The organism is Chromohalobacter nigrandesensis (genome assembly GCF_023061285.1).
In the GTDB taxonomy this organism is placed as follows: Bacteria; Pseudomonadota; Gammaproteobacteria; order Pseudomonadales; family Halomonadaceae; genus Chromohalobacter; species Chromohalobacter nigrandesensis.
In genome coordinates, this window is the sequence record NZ_JAKGAM010000007.1 from 1 (window position 1) to 14390 (window position 14390).

The 14390-nt window shown below is 58.8% G+C and carries 13 protein-coding genes and 1 pseudogene; 3 read left to right on the forward strand and 11 right to left on the reverse strand.

The window, feature by feature from the left end; genetic code table 11:
- The 6 genes and pseudogenes from L1073_RS10045 to L1073_RS10065 all read right to left on the reverse strand — a co-directional run.
- Positions 1-396 (reverse strand): transposase (locus L1073_RS10045; protein WP_246898950.1); only part of this gene is annotated, 396 nt, incomplete at its 3' end.
- A gap of 81 nt (positions 397-477) precedes the next feature.
- On the reverse strand, positions 478-1188 hold the full coding sequence (locus L1073_RS10050; RefSeq protein WP_246898951.1) for a hypothetical protein: 711 nt from the start codon (positions 1186-1188) through the stop codon (positions 478-480).
- Between the two features lie 84 nt (positions 1189-1272).
- Positions 1273-1380 (reverse strand): annotated as a pseudogene (locus tag L1073_RS17355) (nucleotidyltransferase domain-containing protein); the annotation flags it as partial.
- Position 1381: 1 nt separating this feature from the next.
- Positions 1382-2239 carry an ion channel gene (locus L1073_RS10055; RefSeq protein ID WP_246898953.1) on the reverse strand — a complete coding sequence of 286 codons (858 nt, stop codon included), beginning with the start codon at positions 2237-2239 and terminating at the stop codon, positions 1382-1384.
- Between the two features lie 112 nt (positions 2240-2351).
- Positions 2352-3020, reverse strand: coding sequence for a hypothetical protein (locus L1073_RS10060; RefSeq protein WP_246898955.1), 669 nt, complete (start codon positions 3018-3020; stop codon positions 2352-2354).
- Positions 3021-3500: 480 nt separating this feature from the next.
- Positions 3501-4148 (reverse strand): TetR/AcrR family transcriptional regulator, encoded by a 648-nt coding sequence (locus L1073_RS10065; RefSeq protein ID WP_246898956.1) that lies wholly within the window; start codon positions 4146-4148, stop codon positions 3501-3503.
- A gap of 114 nt (positions 4149-4262) precedes the next feature.
- Here L1073_RS10065 and fabF point away from each other — a divergent pair, with 114 nt between their 5' ends.
- Entirely contained in the window at positions 4263-5528 is a 1266-nt protein-coding gene (fabF, locus tag L1073_RS10070; protein ID WP_246898958.1) for a beta-ketoacyl-ACP synthase II, read from the forward strand.
- Between the two features lie 138 nt (positions 5529-5666).
- Here fabF and L1073_RS10075 read toward each other — a convergent pair whose 3' ends face one another.
- The 3 genes from L1073_RS10075 to exaC form a co-directional block, all read right to left on the reverse strand.
- Positions 5667-6278 carry a LysE family translocator gene (locus L1073_RS10075; protein ID WP_246898960.1) on the reverse strand — a complete coding sequence of 204 codons (612 nt, stop codon included), beginning with the start codon at positions 6276-6278 and terminating at the stop codon, positions 5667-5669.
- A gap of 180 nt (positions 6279-6458) precedes the next feature.
- A complete protein-coding gene (gene adhP / locus L1073_RS10080; protein ID WP_246898962.1) occupies positions 6459-7487 on the reverse strand; it encodes an alcohol dehydrogenase AdhP in 1029 nt (342 codons plus the stop codon).
- Positions 7488-7620: 133 nt separating this feature from the next.
- Positions 7621-9141 (reverse strand): acetaldehyde dehydrogenase ExaC, encoded by a 1521-nt coding sequence (exaC, locus tag L1073_RS10085; protein ID WP_246898963.1) that lies wholly within the window; start codon positions 9139-9141, stop codon positions 7621-7623.
- A gap of 226 nt (positions 9142-9367) precedes the next feature.
- Between exaC and L1073_RS10090 the strand changes: the two genes are divergently transcribed.
- On the forward strand, positions 9368-10330 hold the full coding sequence (locus L1073_RS10090; RefSeq protein ID WP_246898965.1) for an AraC family transcriptional regulator: 963 nt from the start codon (positions 9368-9370) through the stop codon (positions 10328-10330).
- Between the two features lie 101 nt (positions 10331-10431).
- Here L1073_RS10090 and lptG read toward each other — a convergent pair whose 3' ends face one another.
- On the reverse strand, positions 10432-11496 hold the full coding sequence (gene lptG, locus L1073_RS10095; protein WP_246898966.1) for an LPS export ABC transporter permease LptG: 1065 nt from the start codon (positions 11494-11496) through the stop codon (positions 10432-10434).
- On the reverse strand, positions 11493-12575 hold the full coding sequence (gene lptF, locus L1073_RS10100) for an LPS export ABC transporter permease LptF (protein WP_246898968.1): 1083 nt from the start codon (positions 12573-12575) through the stop codon (positions 11493-11495). Before lptF ends, lptG begins: the two co-directional genes overlap by 4 nt.
- Positions 12576-12784: 209 nt before the next feature.
- Here lptF and L1073_RS10105 point away from each other — a divergent pair, with 209 nt between their 5' ends.
- A complete protein-coding gene (locus L1073_RS10105) occupies positions 12785-14308 on the forward strand; it encodes a leucyl aminopeptidase (protein ID WP_246898969.1) in 1524 nt (507 codons plus the stop codon).
- Positions 14309-14390: the final 82 nt, after the last annotated feature.

Here is a 14390-nt window from a genome sequence, read left to right on the forward strand (position 1 = left end):
CCCCTCTTCATGACATACCAGCAGGACTTGCTCGAACAGCGCTTCGATTTCTTCGGCATGGCCGCTGACAAAGCTCGCCAGCGTGGTAAAGTGGGGCACGGTATCGCAAGACAAAGCTTTGAAAATGATATTGGTCTCGCAGCACCACTGCATCTCACGGCTGGAAGTGATGCCTTTGGAGTAGGCAAACAGGATGATCTTCAAAAGAATGGCCGGATCATACGCTAGCCGACCAGTCGCGTCGTTGCGGTACTTGGGATGGAAAATCGACAGGTCCAGCTTGTGCTCGATCAGGTAGTGTACCGCGTGCTCAAAAGTGCCGAGCTGAAGCTGATCTTGGTAGTTGATCACCACCATGGCGCTCTGATCGTGGTTATAGGGCTTGAAGCGGGGCATGCCGACCACTCCTCATCTGTTTACCCGATCCTATCAAAACGTCGCCGTCAGTGGGGTTTTTCTACAGCCTCAACGCCGCAATCACGCGCTTGTCGCGTGCATTGCTTTGTTAGCCAATATAGCAAGAATATCATCCATGTAGCCCCCTAATTTATTCTGACTCCTGATCTGTGATGACCCGTATGCATTAGGAGACTTGATAAATTTCATCAAAGACATATGCGCGGGATGATACATCCCATTCGACCGAGCTATGAGATAGGCTGCCTCTAAGCTACGCAATTTTTCATATACCGAATTAAACTGTCGGGCAGAGAGATTAGTCAAAAAAGATTCCATTGAGCCAAATTCCTTTTTCCCTTGTGACAAGCCAAGCCCATCAACAATGCTGCTAACATCGTAATCAATTGATTCATATGAAATAGTTGGCTGTACATTGCCCGCTCTGTACGCTGACTTAATCTCCCGAAATTTTCTTAACGAATCCACATCGAAACGTGGGAAAACCTTTATTTCCTGCAAGGCATGCTCAATATCCTCAATTCCAAAAACGAGTTTTGCCCGCATAGCTAAACTTTTAATTAAAAAATCTCGGGTCATGCAGTACAAAACATCAGCCTTCCAGCGATCAAGACGGGGATCACTAGGCCAAGAACTAAAGAAAACAATAGACTCTGCGCAGATCTTAACTTCACCAATTTTCGGCTTAACTAATTGGCAATTATTGAGCCAATCCTGAAAACAGTTCTGATAGTCGAATAGTATTCGGGACTCATTTTTTAGATGCTGCACGAATAGCGAGCCTCGCCTCTGCATAGCAATAAGCTGGCCAGAAGTTAAAGTGCTTACGCTATACCCATAGGCCTCATAGCGCCTACGCAACACCCTATGTGAGCTTCTGCTGCAAACGATAAGAAGATCTTTATCGCTATGTTTGTCATTGCTGCCTCTAACGGATGAGCCAAACTCAACTATTGAAAACATATCAGCGTGACCTCAGAGCTATATTCACTATAGCAGACAAAAATAGCGATATAGCAACAAATCCAAAAAGCGCTTGGAAAGTAACAAAAACTCTTCCCGCAGCTGTAACCGGAACCATATCACCAAACCCTAACGTTGTAATTGAAACAACAGTAAAGTAGATCGAATCAACAAAAGAAAGATCACTCTTTACACCGAAAATAAAGCTGTCGAATAGAAAGTTAAGTACGGAGAAAAGCCCCACCACTATAAATAGAAGCCGCACCACCCGTAAAGGCCGAAGGCCATAACCTGTAACGAAGTCGTATACCCTATGCCGAATTTTTCCTTTTAAATATTCCCACCTCGTAATCACATCTCGCTTCTTTTGTGAGTCTAAGTGGGCGTGTCTTGCTCTTTCCATATTATAAAGGCTTTCAATCGCGTGCTCTGGCTGGTGCTCGTCCGATGCATTCTTGTATAGCGTTTGATAGAGACCAATTGCTATATTGGTATCACTAAACAAATCAAAATTCTCTTTAAAGTCGCTTGGGTCAAGCAAACAGCGTGTTACGCGCAATTTGGATGTGTTTGTCTCAAAGAATCGGCAATCAATGAACTCACAATCTGTAAATGATGCGCCAGCGAATAAACAATTTTTGAACTGACAGCGAAGAAAGCGAATATTTCGAAAATCAGTATCTTTGAATGAAATTCGTTCAAAAACCTTTTCGGAAAAAACTATGGGGTGACGGCCAGTGCTCTGAAAGTTCTCTGGATAATAGAGAAGGTCATGCCAAGAGTTTTCTTCTTCAAAGCGAGCAAACTCATCCTGAGAGTCAACGCGCTGGCCTTCAATTTTAAAGATGCTTGCTGACATACTATTTCCCAGAATAACGATCATTTGATTGGTTAGCTAACACTCGCAGCACGCACGGCTTTGTAGTGAAGGTGAAGTCGCAGCCAAAAAGCCGCCGCTGTGCCTGCGATTGTTAGCCATAATAAAAGATGCAAGATACGTTGAATTCTTTATAAAGACAAAAATCAATAGAGTACCTAGGACCGTCTTCCGCGTTGAAATCACTTAGCTCATAGTAAAAAATCTCTTTATTCTCACCAGAAGAAATTTTTTCTCGCATCAGTGAAACAAGTCTTTTGCTGAAATTTTTCTCTTCGGCTGTAGCACTTTCTGGGATCAAGAAGTGCGGTATTACATCGACCTCCCCACGCCATACTTCTTTGTAGTGGTGAAAGAACACCCCTTTGGCAATAGACTTCAGGAAATTTTCCACTCGCTCCAAATCATATTCCGAAGAAACAGGTATTGTAGGCACTTCGCCTGATCCAAATGACAGTGGTGGACTAGGATTCCTAATTACTAGAGAGATTAAATTTGGATTCCTCGTCATGGATCTGATCACTGAGTCGCGAAGGAGAACCAAACCCTTATCCCCCCCTTCATTTATTCTTTTGCTTATTCCAACGAGAAGTGCTCTGACATATTCATCGTCTTTTGATTTTAAAGAATTATGGGCGTCGCATGATGGAACTTTTATTAAGTTCCGACGATAGCCTCTTCTTCCACCTTTCGGAAAGAAAGACTTTGGGGGGACATGTTCTTTGCTCGTAGCGGGCGAGCCACAGAAATAGCATAAATCCATAAATGTACCGTCGGCTAAAAGGTATTAGATAGCACGCTCATTTTGCCACTTGAACGAGCGTGCGCGTTCAATAATCTTATCCATCCCGCCATTTAGCATCTAACCCATTGATTACAAATGATAATCATAATAATTCGGCGCGTTATGCAGGATTCGCGTGCTTGCAAGCGTTGTTGGGGCTTTGGGTAAGGCGTTACCGCCCCGTAAAGTGAAAACCGTCTGCCTGCTGGATGCGAACTCATTCGTTGCCACAGCAGGTGTTCCTGAGGTTGAAACCTGAACATGGCCCCAGCCACGCTACCGCCCCTACCTGTGCATGCGGCGATGAGCGGCTGTCATCCATGCGATAGTCTTTGCGCGCTGCTTGGTCATCAGTCTTCTTAAGTAGCCTTTGCTGTACCGTAACTAGCCGTTACAGGGAGAGCAATGCCCACGAACGCATGAGTGGAGCTTGAGGTGAGATTTGATTCACGCAGGCGTCTACTGCCTGGCTTCACCCAGCATGTTTTCCAGTTCGCTTTCGTCGACGCCGAGCATCTGCAGGATGTTGCGTTGGGCGGCTTCGAGGATGTGCTGGCGTTCCTGCTCGCCGGGTAGGCTTTTGGCGATGGCGACGGCGCCGACCAGCGAGGCGAGAATGACGCGGGATTTGTCGGCGATGACGTCGCGGTCGGGTTCGAAGGGGAGTTTCTTGAGACGGCTGAGGGCGATGAGCCGGGTTTCCAGCATCTTTTTCATGCGCAGGTACGAGGCTTCGAAGAGCGTGCGGATCTCGGCGTTCTCGTTGCCGATCTCGTTGAACAGCACCGTTTCCGGCCCGGGCTTGTGCTTGCGCTCAAGCTCCTGGAGGTTCCAGCAGTTGGAGACCAGCTCCGTGAGGTGTTTCATCGAAAGCGGCCCCTTGACCAGCCTGGCCGCACGGCTGCTTTCCAGGGTTTCGCGCACCGAGGCGTGGTAGAGCGCTTCCTTGGAGGCGAAGTGGGCATAGAAGGCGCCGTGGGTCATCTTGGCCAGTTTCATGATCTGGCCGATGGAGACCTTCTCGAAGCCTTGGCGGCTGAACAGTTCGACGGCCGATTTGAGAATGCGCTCGCGCGATTTGGCTTTGCGATTCGTCGAGTCGGACATGGCGACCTCACGTTGCTGCTCAGAATAGGGGCTGAATACACGCTGAATATTATCTTGATCATATCAAGCTCGGTGCTAGCGTGGCACGAATACAATTTCGTTCAGGACACTATCATGTCATCACCGCTCGTCATCACCGGCATGGGCATGGTCAGCCCCCTTGGTTGCGGCGTGAACGCCAACTGGGAGCGCCTGCTGGCCGGTCGCTCCGGCATTTCTTCGATCTCGCGTTTCGATACCGGCGAGTTGCCGATCAAGGTCGCGGGCGCGGTACCCGGCATGGAAAGCGACCCGGAAGCAGGCTTCGACCCTGATCGCGTGGCCGATGCCAAGGAACGCCGCAAGATGGAGCTGTTCAGCCTTTATGCCATGGCTGCCGCCGACGAGGCGCTTACCCAGGCTAATTGGTTCCCGGAAAGCGATGAGGACCGGCTGGCCACCGCGACCATCGTGGGCTCCGGCATCGGCGGCTTCCCCACCATCACCCAGGCGCAGAATACCCTGACGACGCGCGGGCATCGTCGGCTCTCGCCTTTCACCGTGCCGGCCTTCCTGGCCAACCTGGCGGCGGGCAATGTGTCGATTCGCTATGGCTTGCGCGGGCCGTTGGGCTGCCCGGTCACGGCCTGCGCGGCAGGCGTGCAGGCCATTGGCGATGGCATGCGCATGATCCGCAGCGGCGAGGCCGAGGTGGCGCTGGTGGGCGGCGCAGAAGCCTGTATCGACCCGCTCTCGCTGGCCAGCTTCCATGCCATGAAGGCGCTCTCCACCGAACAAGACGACCCCGCCAAGGCATCGCGTCCCTTCGATCAGGCCCGCAACGGCTTTGTCATGGGCGAAGGCGCGGGGCTGTTGGTGATCGAAACCCTGGACCACGCCGAGGCGCGCGGGGCAACGCCGCTGGCCTACCTCAGCGGCTATGGCACCAGCGCGGACGCCCACCACATCACAGCCGGGCCGGAAGACGGCGCCGGTGCCGCAGCCGCCATTCGGTTCGCGCTGCGGATGGCGGGGCTCGCCCCCGACGCCATCGATCACATCAACGCCCACGCCACTTCGACGCCGGTCGGCGACCGGGCCGAGATCGCCTCCTTGCGCAATGCGTTCGGTGACGCCCTCGCTGGTATTCCGATCTCCGCCACCAAAGCGACCACCGGCCACCTGCTCGGCGCCGCCGGCGGGGTGGAAAGCATCTTCTCCGCCATGGCAGCCATTCACGGCCAGCTCCCCCCGACCCTGAATCTGGAAAACGCCGATGAGGATCTACATGACCTGGACTTCGTCCCGGGCGAGGCACGCGAGCACCGCAGCCAGCACGTACTGTGCAACGGCTTTGGCTTCGGCGGGGTGAATGCCGCGCTGATCGTCAGCAAGGTGTAGGCACTGTCTGAAAAGTACTGCGCTCCGACAAGCAGCCACTCACCGTTTCGGCTCAACGGTGAGTGGCTGGAAAGCGCTAGGTGAGGCAGAGAGCAAGCCCAGCCCCGTGTAGCAAGCGACTAGACTATGTCTCCTACCTTACCTTTTCGCGCTGGCCAGGGCGGCCCCGAAGCACATGAAGGTCGCACCACCGATACGATTGACGACGCGCGCCCCCGTTGGCGAGCGGAACCACCCTTTCGCCTGTTGGCCGAAGAACGCATACAGGCAATGAATCACTATCACCAGCGTACTGTACGTCAGCACCAGCAGCGTGAACTGTGCGGTGAAGTCCCACTGTGGGTTGATGAACTGGGGAAAGACCGAGAGAAAGAAAAACACGGCCTTGGGGTTGGTCAGTTGTATTGTAAGCCCTTCGAGAAAGCGGCGGCGAAAGCCTAGCGATTGCGTGGGCCGTTCAGCGAACGTAAGCGACGGAGAGCGCCAAAGACGGATCCCCAGATAGAACAGATAAGCGGCGCCGAGGAGTTTCAACGCCGTAAAGGCAACCGCCGAGGTCGCCAAGATCACACCGACACTCGAGGCGGAGATGCTCGCAACGAGCAGAGTGCCAAAGGCAATACCGAATATTCCGCCGAGACTCCCCATGAAGCCATACCGCAGCGAGTTGCTCAGGGTCATCACGACACCCGGCCCTGGGCTGAGCACTGTCAGCGTTGCCATGATCAAGAACAGCCAGTACAGATCCATCGAAGATACCTCTAGACAACGCCAACGACACGGCTAAGGAATGGGGGATAAAGCCGCCATGAAAGCATGAGCTTATATGCAAAACCTAGCATCCTTATGAAAATGCCGCTTCCCTAGGAAGCGGCAAGGATTGAGTCGGACGCGACTCAGTACGTGGAAGCGGTCTCGTGGCGTAGTGGCTCAGCCCATCATGTCCAGCACGATCCGCCCTTCGATTTTGCCATCAATCATACGCTGGAAGACGTCGTTGATGTTTTCCAGCTTCTCGGTGGCGATGGTGGCCTCGACCTTGCCTTCACCGGCGAAATCCAGCGCTTCCTGAAGGTCTTGCCGAGTGCCGACGATGGAGCCACGCACGGTGATGCCGTTGAGCACCGTATCGAAGATCGGCAGCGGGAAGTCGCCCGGCGGCAGGCCATTGAGCACCAGAGTGCCGCCGCGACGCAGCATGCGCTGGGCCTGATCGAAGGCCTTGGGCGACACGGCGGTGACCAGCGCGCCATGAGCACCGCCGATCTCGCGTTTGAGGGTCTCGGCCGGATCGGCCTTCAAGGCATTGACGACGACGGTAGCTCCCAGGCGCTCGGCCAGCGCCAGCTTGCCGTCATCGATATCCACCGCGGCCACGTTGAAGCCCATGGCCTTGGCGTATTGCACCGCCATATGACCTAGACCGCCGATACCCGAGATCACCACCCATTGGCCAGGGCGGGCATCGGTCATCTTGAGTCCCTTGTAAACCGTCACGCCGGCACACAGCACCGGCGCGATCTCCAGGAAGTCGACATTGTCGGGCAGCCGTCCCACATAATTGGCATCGGCTAGGGTGTAGTCGGCGAAACCGCCGTTCACCGAGTAGCCGGTGTTCTGCTGCGACTCGCACAGGGTCTCCCAGCCCCCCAGGCAGTGTTCGCAATGGCCGCAGGTAGAATAGAGCCACGGCACGCCGACACGGTCGCCCTCCTTGACGTGCTTGACTCCCTCGCCCACCGCCACGATATGGCCGACACCTTCGTGACCGGGAATGAAGGGTGGGCTGGGCTTGACTGGCCAGTCGCCGTGGGCGGCATGCAGATCGGTATGACACACGCCCGAGGCGGCTACCTCGACCAGGATTTCCCCCTGCTGCGGTCGCGGAGTCGCGACCTCATCGATCGCCAGCGGTTCGCCGAACTGGCGGACCACGGCAGCTTTCATCGTCTTGTCCATTGTCGTTTCTCCTCGGTCGGCGGGCAGCCGACTGTCAGGCGGCTACAGGTTCACCGAAGCCGTGATGGAGCGATGACTCCACTCTTCATGAAGCAGGAATGCCGTTCGGGGCAGTGCCCCGAACGGTCCAGGCTCAATACAGCCCCATCGGGTCGTCGCTGTAGGAGACCAGTACGCATTTCACCTGTTGGTAGTGATCGAGCATCAGCTTGTGGGTCTCGCGGCCGATGCCTGACTTCTTGTAGCCCCCGAATGCCGCGTGCGCGGGGTATTGGTGGTAGCAGTTGGTCCACACGCGCCCGGCTTGGATGCCCCGGCCCATGCGGTAGGCGCGGTTCATGTCGCGGGTCCAGACCCCGGCGCCCAGCCCGAACTCGGTATCGTTGGCGATGGCCAGTGCTTCTTCTTCGTCGCGGAAGGTGGTGATGGCGAGCGTGGGGCCGAAGATCTCCTCCTGGAAGACGCGCATGTCGTTGCGGCCCTTGAGAATGGTGGGCTGCACGTAGAAACCACCCGCCAGTTCGCCCTCGAGACTGGCCTTGGCGCCGCCCAGCAGGCATTCGGCGCCTTCCTCGCGGCCGATATCCATGTACGAGAGGATCTTGTCGAACTGCTCCTTGGAGACCTGGGCGCCGATCTGTGTCTCGGTATCCAGCGGGTTGCCCTGGCGAATGGTCTTGGCGCGTTCGATGGCGCGGGCCATGAACTCGTCGTAGATCGACTCGTGCACCAGCGCGCGAGACGGGCAGGTACATACTTCGCCCTGGTTGAAGAAGGTCATCAACAAGCCTTCGATGCATTTCTCGGCGAAGGCCTCGCCATGCGAGAGCACGTCTTCGAAATACACGTTAGGCGACTTGCCGCCCAGTTCCAGCGTGGCCGGCACGATGCGCTTGGCAGCATTAGCCATGATTTTGCTGCCCACCGGGGTGGAGCCGGTGAAGGCGATCTTGGCGACACCTTCATGCGTGGTCAGCGCCTCGCCGGCTTCTTCACCGAGGCCGTGCACCACGTTGATGACGCCCGGCGGCAACAGATCGGCGATCAGCTCGAGGAAGATATTGATCGAGGCCGGGGTCTGCTCGGCCGGCTTGAGCACCGAGCAGTTGCCGGCAGCGAGCGCAGGCGCCAGCTTCCAGGTCGCCATGAGGATAGGGAAGTTCCAGGGGATGATCTGGCCCACCACGCCGTAGGGCTCGTGGTAGTGATAAGCGACGGTGTTCTCATCGACTTCGCTGATGGTGCCTTCCTGAGCACGCAGACAACCGGCGAAATAGCGGAAGTGGTCCGCCACCAGCGGGATATCGGCACCGCTGGTTTCGCGGATCGGCTTGCCGTTGTCCCAGGTTTCGGCCACGGCCAGCTTGTCGATGTTCTGCTCGACGCGATCGGCGATCTGGAGCAACACCTTGGCCCGCTCGGCGGGCGGCATCTTGCCCCAGGCCGGGGCGGCTTTCTGTGCCGCCTTCACCGCACGGTCGATATCTGCCGCCGATGAACGCGGTACCTGACAGAAGACCTCACCGGTGATCGGAGTGATGTTGTCCAGATAGCGACCCTCGGCGGGCGCTACCCACTCGCCACCGATGAAATTCTCGTAACGCGACTTGAAGTCGACGACGGCACCCGGGTTGCCGGGACGTGTGTAAATCATGGCGTGTCTCCTTGGGCGAATGCGCCGGGGCGAGCCGACTGGTGTGCAACCCTGCCCCCTTGGAAAATGAGTACGCATCGTCCTCAGCATGGCGTGTCAGCCAAGTGTCGGTTTGCCTGCCAGTCTCCGACGTTTGTCTGCCAGTCTCAGATAGCGAATTTGCCTACACTGAGAGGTAACGGGCGACATCCACGCCCACACCGTCGGTACCGTTCAGGAGTTCGCCATGCATGCCGTCACGCCTCCCGATTCGCGCGCCCGGGTCCCTCGTGCGGACAACGCCCGCACGCTCGAGCAACTGGCGGAGACGCCCCGCACACGGCGCTTGATCGAGAATCGCATCTGTTACGCGGGCCCGCATGCGGAGCTGTCGATCTACGATACCTGGTGGCCCGCGCAGGATGTCGCCTTGAGCGCCGAGCGGGTGCTCTACTGCGGCATGCTGCAAGGGCGCAAGGTGATGCATGGCGCCACCGACGCGCCGGAAACCTTTTTGCCGGGCGAGAGCTTCGTGCTGGCGCCGCACCAGGAAGTGCGCATCGACTTCCCCGATGCGCGCCCCGACACACCCACTACCTGCCTGACCATCGATCTCGATCCCGCGCGCATTCACGCCCTCAGCGAACGCCTCAACCAGGCCCAGCCACGCGAACGGGAGCTCGGCGAGTGGCACTATCATCCGCATGCGCTGCACGTGCCGCACAGCCCGACCACCCAGGCGCTGATCGAACGCTTGATGGGGCTCTTCCGCGAGAATCACCCCGACCGCGACGCGCTGATCGGGCTGGGCATCGACGAGTTGATCGTGCGCCTGCTGCGTACCCAATCGCGTGAGTTGCTGCTCGCCGACGCCCGCCAGGCGCCGCCACGTCACGGGCTCGCGGCCGCCCTGGCCTGGCTGGAACGCCACCCCGAGCAGCCTCTGGACGGCGCGCAATTGGCCCGCGAGGCCTGCATGAGCAAGGCACGCCTGTATCGGCTATTCCAGCGCGAGGTCGGCTACTCCCCCGGCGAGTACCAGCAACGCCTGCGCCTGGCCCGCGCTCGCCAGTGGCTTCGCGAGGCCGACGCGCCGATTACCGAGATCTGCTACTCGCTGGGCTATCGCAGCCTCAGCCACTTCACCCGGCGCTTCAAGGCCGCCTATGGCCTCACACCCGGCGACTACCGCCGTCTTCTCATCGCCTGACGCCTGAACCACCTTCTGCACTGCACCACTGAACGACAACGCCCCCGGTGCCAAAGTCATGGCGCCGGGGGCGTAGCGTTGAGGCCTGCGTGTCGTTTCCGTCAGCCGGTGCGCCTGATCAGCACGATGCCCAGCACATAGCAGGCCACGGTAGGCACCAGCACCGCGAACACCGGCGAGAAGCCGAACAGCATCGAGGCCGGCGCCAGGAGATCCTGCAGATACTTGAACGAGACACCGACGATGATGCCGTAAAACACGCGCGTGCCGGCGGCCACGGTACGCAACGGACCGAACACGAACGATGCGGCCACCAGCATCAGGCCCGCCAGGGTGAAGGGCAGCAACATTTTCTGCCAGAAGTACAACAGCGGCTGCGTGGCCTCGAGCCCCTCGTTCTTCAGGAAACTAGCATAGCCCCACAAGTCGCTGGGCGACTGGCTTTCCAGCGAGCGCAGCAAGCGATTGAGCTGCTCGGGAGTGAACGATGTGTCCCAGGTACGCTTGTCGGTGGTATCGGTAACGGTGCGCCCGTCCTCGAAGCGCGTTTCCTCGATGTTCTGCCATTGCCAGCTACCGTCTTCCCAGACCGCACGGTCGGCATGCTCGGCACTCTCCAGCCGCGTGCCATCGAAATGGTAACGCGTGACATCGATGACCACATCATCCGCGCGGATGGTGCCGAAGCGATAGAAGTCGTTGCCCTCGCGCTGCCAGCCGCCTTGCTCGGAGAGGATCGCCCCTTCGCCCTCGAGCTGCTCAAGCCGCCAGGCCTCGGCATGTTGCTCTGTCACCGGGCTGACCCACTCGCTGATCGCCATGGTCAGGATGATCACCAAGCCCAAGGGTTTCATGGCACCCCACAGGATACGCGCCAGCGAACGTCCCGAGGCGCGCATCACCGTCAACTCGTTGCTCGATGCCATGCTGCCCAGGCCGATCAACCCCCCGATCAGCACGCCCACCGGGGCATACTGATAAAACCGCCACGGCAGGCGCATCAACAGATACACAAAGACGTCGAGCGCGCTGTAACCACCCTCGACGTCGCCAAGATCGTTGATATACGAGATGACCAGGTCCAGCCCCAGGATCATCACCTGCACGACCAGCATGGCCGCCAGCACATTGCGCGCGATGTAGCGATCGAAACGGTCGAAAATCATGTGCGGCCCCCGCGGCGCTGATCACGGCGTGTCATCCAGATCCCCAGCAGTAGATATCCCAGGTGGATCGGCCACATGCCGATGGACGGCGCCAGCGCGCCACGCGAGATGGCATCCTGCGCCGCCAGCAATAAACTCAAATAACTGATGTGCAAGAAGATCGCCGGCATCAGCTTGGCGAAACGCCCTTGACGCGGATTGACCCGCGACAGCGGCAGCGCTAGCAGGGTGAGAATCGGCACCATCAGCGGCATGGAAAGCCGCCATTGTAGATTGGCCCAGGCCTCGTCATCGCCGCGCTCGATGAGCTGCGGGGTCGAAGTCAGCTCGGCGGCATCGAGATCGACCCGCTCGCTGGCGCGCGATAGGCGCACCGCATAGGTATCGAACTGCAATCGCTCGGCAATGCGGTCACCCGGTTCGACGCTGTACCGCTCGCCATCGGTGAGCACCAGAAAGCGGCTGCCGGTATCCTCGTCGACCGTCTGATAGCCTCCTTGGGCCCGCGTGACCACGGTCTCCGGGGTACCATCGCTACGCGCCTGACGCTCGCTGATAAAGACGCTTTGCATACGCGAGCGGTCGTCATTGAGGCTCTCGGTATAGGCGGTACGCCCACTGCCGAACTCCTGGAAACGCCCCGGTTGCAGCACCGAGAAATCGAGCCGGCTTTTCTGTTCCTCGAGCACCATTTCGTTGTGGCGGGCGCCGCTCGGGGTCAGCCACAAGCTGCACACCGCCACCAGAATCGCCACCAGCAGTGCCGGCCAAAGCGTGACGCGCAGCAGCCGGTTGGGGCTGACACCACAGGCCACCAGCACGGTGATCTCGCTATTGAGATAAAGCTGCCCGAACGCCAGCAGAATGCCGAGAAAGAACGACAGCGGCAGCACCAGCTCCATGAACCCGGGCAGGTGGAAAAGCATCAGGGTGCCGAGAATATTGGCGGGAATGTCCCCTTGCGCGGCATCGCCGAAATAGCGAATGAAGCGACTGCCCATGATCACCAGCAATAGCACGCCGGCCACGGCGGCCATGGTGGCGAGGATCTCGCGCGTCAGATAACGGAATACGATCAAGCGTCTTCTCCCGGGTCGGTTCCCTGGTCCACGACGACCCCTCGCGGGGCCCAATGCAGCCTTCGACCACCCTCCCCATGCATTGCGTTCCGGCTTTGCGTACACTGGAGTACGTTCAGCGCCGGCATCCTTGTCGGCATTATCCAGAATACCCGGACACTTGTCTCGCCACGAGACAAGTCATGTCAGCTCAGTCGTGTGGAGACGCAATGGAATCCCCCGTAATCAACGTCAACCCGGCCAAGGTCGAAACGGCATGTCTGATCGTGCCCGTCTTCCAGGATGGAGACCTGCTGCCGGCGGCGGACAAGCTCGACGACGCCAGTGAACGTCTGATCGGCCAGCTCCTCGACCGCGGCGACTTCGACCCCAGCCTCGGCAATGTGCAATTGATTCCCTTCGCGCCGGGGCTCGGTGCCGAACGCCTGCTGCTCGTCGGCCTCGGCGAGCGCGCCAAGTGCGGCGAAGGTCAGCTCATTCAGGCCCTCGACGCCGCCTTCACCACCATCGTCAAGCTGCCGCTCGACGACGTGGCCGCCGCCTTCACCGACGTGCCGGTCGGCGAACGCGACACCACCTGGAAGGCGCGCGTGACCCTGGAGGCCGCGCATCGCGCCTGCTATCGCTTCGACGACTTCAAGTCGCAGCCGGCGCCCGCACCGCGCCTCAAGAGCCTGACGCTGCTGGTCAGCGACCAGGACGAGACGCCCCAGGCCGAACTCGGGGCACGCATCGGTGCCGCCGTCGGCGAAGGGGTCGCGCTGACGCGTACCCTGGGCAACTTGCCGGGCAATGTCTGCACGCCGCGTTATCTTGCCGAGCAGGCACAAACCCTCGCAGCGGATGCCGATGGCGCCCTGAGCGTCGAGATCCTCGACGAGGATGCCTTGCACGCGCTGGGCGCCAACGCCCTGCTCTCCGTCGGTCAGGGTAGCGCAGAGCCCTCGCGCCTGATCGTCATGCAGTATCGCGGCGCCGAGGACCCGGACGAAGCCCCGCACATCATTGTCGGCAAGGGCATCACCTTCGACACCGGCGGCATCTCGCTCAAAGGGGGAGCCGGCATGGATGAGATGAAGTTCGACATGTGCGGTGCCGCCAGCGTCTTCGGCACCATGCAAACGGTGCTCGCGCTCAAGCCCAGGATCAATATCATCGGCGTGGTGGCAAGCGCCGAGAACATGCCCGATGGCCGCGCCATCAAGCCCGGTGACATCGTCAAGACCCTCAAGGGGCTCAACGTCGAGATTCTCAACACCGACGCAGAGGGACGTATGGCACTGTGCGACGCGCTGAGCTACGTCGAGCGCTTCAAGCCCGCCAGCGTCGTGGATATCGCCACGCTGACCGGCGCCGCGGTTATCGCCCTGGGCCATCATGCCTCGGGGCTAATGGCCAACGACGACGATCTGGCGCTCGACGTTCTCGATGCGGGCGAAACTGCCTGGGACCGCGCCTGGCACCTGCCATTGTGGGACGAGTACCAGAGCCAGCTCGATTCCAACTTCGCCGACTTGGCCCACATCGGCGGTCGCCCCGCCGGCACCATCACGGCAGCCTGCTTCTTGTCGCGTTTCGCCGATGCGTATCCTTGGGCGCACCTGGATATCGCCGGCACCGCCTGGGCCTCGGGCGACAAGAAAGGCGCCAGCGGCCGCCCCGTGGGGCTTCTGACCCAATACCTGCTCGACCGCGAAACCGAGGCCAACGAGACGCGTCCCAGCGTCGAGTGACCCTTCGCAGCAAACAATTTGCATGCTAACGTAAGTATCAGGCGCGCCGGCCTTTTCTCGTCCGACGCGCCTGTGCCATTCT

Bases quoted from the DNA above. Each gene is read 5' to 3' on its own strand.
- L1073_RS10060 (WP_246898955.1), bottom strand. From the start codon at position 3,020: ATGGATTTATGCTATTTCTGTGGCTCGCCCGCTACGAGCAAAGAACAT.
- L1073_RS10065 (WP_246898956.1), bottom strand. From the start codon at position 4,148: ATGTCCGACTCGACGAATCGCAAAGCCAAATCGCGCGAGCGCATTCTC.
- lptG (WP_246898966.1), bottom strand. From the start codon at position 11,496: ATGATTTTCGACCGTTTCGATCGCTACATCGCGCGCAATGTGCTGGCG.
- fabF (WP_246898958.1), top strand. From the start codon at position 4,263: ATGTCATCACCGCTCGTCATCACCGGCATGGGCATGGTCAGCCCCCTT.
- adhP (WP_246898962.1), bottom strand. From the start codon at position 7,487: ATGGACAAGACGATGAAAGCTGCCGTGGTCCGCCAGTTCGGCGAACCG.
- L1073_RS10075 (WP_246898960.1), bottom strand. From the start codon at position 6,278: ATGGATCTGTACTGGCTGTTCTTGATCATGGCAACGCTGACAGTGCTC.
- exaC (WP_246898963.1), bottom strand. From the start codon at position 9,141: ATGATTTACACACGTCCCGGCAACCCGGGTGCCGTCGTCGACTTCAAG.
- L1073_RS10090 (WP_246898965.1), top strand. From the start codon at position 9,368: ATGCATGCCGTCACGCCTCCCGATTCGCGCGCCCGGGTCCCTCGTGCG.
- L1073_RS10105 (WP_246898969.1), top strand. From the start codon at position 12,785: ATGGAATCCCCCGTAATCAACGTCAACCCGGCCAAGGTCGAAACGGCA.
- L1073_RS10055 (WP_246898953.1), bottom strand. From the start codon at position 2,239: ATGTCAGCAAGCATCTTTAAAATTGAAGGCCAGCGCGTTGACTCTCAG.